This is a genomic window from Bartonella sp. AP36NXGY (genome assembly GCF_042195865.1).
Taxonomy (GTDB): Bacteria; Pseudomonadota; Alphaproteobacteria; order Rhizobiales; family Rhizobiaceae; genus Bartonella.
Map to the genome: position 1 here is coordinate 1 of NZ_JBHIPD010000151.1, position 563 is coordinate 563.

At 36.6% G+C, this 563-nt stretch carries 1 protein-coding gene; it reads left to right on the plus strand.

Annotated features, from left to right (window positions below):
• Positions 1 to 563: type ISP restriction/modification enzyme (locus ACFINX_RS10390; protein WP_375668831.1), on the plus strand; the 563-nt coding region annotated here is incomplete at both ends.

Sequence of the window (563 nt, forward strand, 5' to 3'; positions counted from 1 at the left end):
CATTTTAAAGCGGCTTATCCTAATGAAAAAATCACGAAAGATGATTTATTCTATTACGTTTATGGGATTTTCCATTCAAAAGATTATCGTACACGTTATGCACATAATTTATGCAAAGAATTGCCTCGTATTCCTTGTGTAAAGAGTGCCGATGATTTTTGGAAGTTTGTAACAGCAGGACGTGAACTCGGTCATTTGCACGTAAATTATGAAGATGTAGAGCCTTATCCAGTGACCTTTAAAAAGGGTAATCCAAAACAGACAGAGATCTCTAATCCCGAAAAGTTTTATTATGTAACTGAAATGAAATTCGCAAAAGCAGCTAAAGAGAAAGGAAAATCCGAAAAGGATAAATCAACAGTTATTTACAATAGCAATATCACAATAACAGATATCCCTCTTGAAGCTTATGAGTATATCGTCAATGGTAAACCCGCTCTTGAATGGGTTATGGGGCGTCAATGTGTAAAGACTGATAAAAAGAGTGGCATTGTTAATGATGCCAATCGCTATGCTGTTGAAACCGTTGGCAACCCTGCCTACCCTCTAGAGTTATTTCAGAG